Origin of the sequence: Mycobacterium sp. (genome assembly GCF_052145595.1) — a bacterium.
In the GTDB taxonomy this organism is placed as follows: Bacteria; Actinomycetota; Actinomycetes; order Mycobacteriales; family Mycobacteriaceae; genus Mycobacterium.
Window position 1 is genome coordinate 1 of sequence record NZ_JBKQOI010000034.1, and the last position, 2737, is coordinate 2737.

3 protein-coding genes and 1 pseudogene are annotated in these 2737 nt (G+C 65.5%); all 4 read left to right on the top strand.

What is annotated here, in order from left to right; genetic code table 11:
• The coding region (locus tag ACLP4W_RS02350) for a TetR/AcrR family transcriptional regulator (protein WP_442383748.1) at positions 1 to 545 on the top strand (545 nt) is incomplete at its 5' end.
• On the top strand, positions 542 to 1330 hold the full coding sequence (locus ACLP4W_RS02355; RefSeq protein ID WP_442383750.1) for a 2-keto-4-pentenoate hydratase: 789 nt from the start codon (positions 542 to 544) through the stop codon (positions 1328 to 1330). The genes ACLP4W_RS02350 and ACLP4W_RS02355, both read left to right, overlap by 4 nt.
• Before the next feature lie 18 nt (positions 1331 to 1348).
• Entirely contained in the window at positions 1349 to 2305 is a 957-nt protein-coding gene (locus ACLP4W_RS02360) for an acetaldehyde dehydrogenase (acetylating) (protein ID WP_442383752.1), read from the top strand.
• Positions 2302 to 2737: pseudogene (locus ACLP4W_RS02365) on the top strand (4-hydroxy-2-oxovalerate aldolase); the annotation flags it as partial. The gene ACLP4W_RS02360 and the pseudogene ACLP4W_RS02365, both read left to right, overlap by 4 nt.

Sequence of the window (2737 nt, forward strand, 5' to 3'; positions counted from 1 at the left end):
CCACCGAGCGTGGCTACGAGGGCACCACGATCTCGCTGGTCAGCAAGAAAAGCGGCCTGCCGCCGACGTCGATCTACTGGCATTTCGCCGACAAGGACGACCTGATCGCCGCGGTGATCGACCGCAGCTTCCAGAGGTGGCTGGCCGCACTGGAGCTGCCGAGCGGGCAGGGGACCCGCGAGCAGGCGATCGAGTTGGGGACGCAGGTGGCCAAGGCGTTGCTCGATGCCCCCGACTTCCTGCGTCTGGGTCTGATGCTGGCACTGGAGCATCGCCCGGTCGAACCGCGGGCCAGGGAGATGTTTCTCGAGGTCCGCGACCGAGCGTTTCACCGGTTTGAGGGGATCGTGCGCGACATCGCGCCCGGGCTCGACGGCCAAAGCGTGCGTCTGATCACTACTTATGCCATCGCCGGCGCCGACGGCTTGTTCATCGCCAAGGAAGTCGGCGGCGACTCGGTGGACTTGATCGAGCTGTTGCGCCTACACGCCCGACTTGTGTTCGACTCGGCGGTCCAGCTGCTGCAGTCAGGAGAACAGTCGTGACCGCTCAATCCGCCCAGCTGACAGATGCCGCTCAGCTGCTCTACGACGCCCAGGGCAGCGGCATCCCGATTCAACCGCTGACCCAGACGTACCCGAATCTGGATGTGTCACAGGCGTATTCGGTGCAGCGTCTCAACCTCACCCGCCACCTTGACCAGGGTGGCGTGCTGTGCGGTCACAAGATCGGGCTCACCTCCGCGCCGATGCAGGAACTCCTCGGTGTCGATGAGCCCGACTTCGGCTACATCCTCGACAGCATGGTGCTGCCCAACGGCGCCGAGGTGCCGGTGACCGCATTCTGCGCGCCTCGCGTCGAACCGGAGGTGGCGTTTCTGCTGCGGGCACCGCTGCGCGGCCCGGGAGTGACCGTCGACGACGTGATGGCGGCCACCGAGGCGGTGGCCCCGGCATTGGAGATCGTCGACAGCCGGATCGCTGACTGGCGCATCACGCTGGCGGACACGATCGCCGACAATGCCAGCTCTGGAGCGGTGGTGTTGGGCGACTGGGTTCCGATCCGCGACCTGCCGCCGCTGCCCGAAACCACCGCCACACTCGCCGTGAACGACACCGTCGTCGGCACCGGCGACGGGACTGCCGTGATGGGCGATCCGGCTGCGGCCGTGGCCTGGCTGGCCAACGCGCTGGCCCGCTACGGCACCGCAATCGAGCCCGGCCAGTTCGTGATGTCCGGCTCCTACACCACGGCGTCGTTCGTCGTGGCGGGCGACCATGCGTCGGCCGTCATCAGCGGGCTCGGCGCGGTCACCGTGAGTTTCGAGTAGAAGTAGAGGAGCAGTTTTATGAGTAATGAACGATTCCCGGTCGCAATCATCGGCTCGGGCAACATCGGCACCGACCTGATGATGAAGATCCTTCGCAGCCCAGGACCATTGACTATGGCTGCGATGATCGGCATCGACCCCGCATCCGACGGCCTGGCCCGGGCCAAACGGCTTGGCGTGCCCACCTCTTCGCAAGGCATCGACGGATTGCTCGCCATGCCCGATTTCGACGACATCCGACTGGTGTTCGACGCCACCTCCGCGGGCGCACACGCCAAGCACTGGGAGGTGCTGCGCCACACCGGTGTACGCGTTCTCGACCTCACCCCCGCAGCCATCGGACCGTTCTGCGTCCCGGTGGTCAACCTCGAGGACCACATCGACGACGCGCCGAACCTCAATATGGTCACCTGCGGCGGCCAGGCCACCGTGCCGATCGTCGCCGCCGTCCACCAGTCGGCGTTCGTGTCCTACGCCGAGATCGTGTCGTCGATGTCGTCCAAGTCGGCCGGCCCGGGCACTCGGGCCAATATCGACGAGTTCATCGAAACGACCGCTACCGCACTCAGAGTCGTAGGCGGGGCGCAGAGAAGCAAAGTGGTCATGATCCTCAATCCGGCCGATCCGCCGATTCTGATGCGCAACACGGTGTATTGCCTCGTTGAGGGCGACTGCGATCACGCGACCATCGACGCGTCCATCACCGCCATGGTGAACGAAGTGCAGCGCTACGTGCCCGGATACAAGCTCAAGCAACCCGTTCAGTTCGAGTCGTTCGACGCCGACAACCCGCTGCACATACCCGAGACCGGGAAATTCATCGGCACCAGGGTCACCGTGATGCTGCAGGTGACCGGCGCTGCCGACTACCTGCCCGCATATGCCGGCAACCTCGACATCATGACCTCCGCCGCGCTGGCCACCGCCGAACGCATCGCGGCCCATTCGATGAGAAGTATTGGAGTATCGAAATGACCGAGCCGCTCTACATCAGTGACGTCACACTGCGCGACGGAATGCACGCGGTGCGACACCAATACAGCCTGGAACAGGTGACCCAGATCGCGGCAGCGCTGGACGCGGCCGGGGTGGACTCGATCGAGGTGGCGCACGGCGATGGGCTGTCGGGGTCAAGCTGCATCTACGGATTCGGCGCCCGCACGGATCTGGAATGGATCGAGGCGGTGGCCGGCGTCGTCAAGAACGCACGAGTGGCAACGCTTGTGCTGCCGGGCATCGGAACCGTGCGCCAGCTCGCCGCCGCCAACCGGGCCGGCGCCAGCGTAGTGCGCGTCGCGACCCACTGCACCGAGGCCGACATCTCGGCACACCACATCGCCGCCGCTCGCGAGCTCGGCATGGACACCGTCGGATTCCTCATGATGAGCCATATGGCGACCCCGCAGC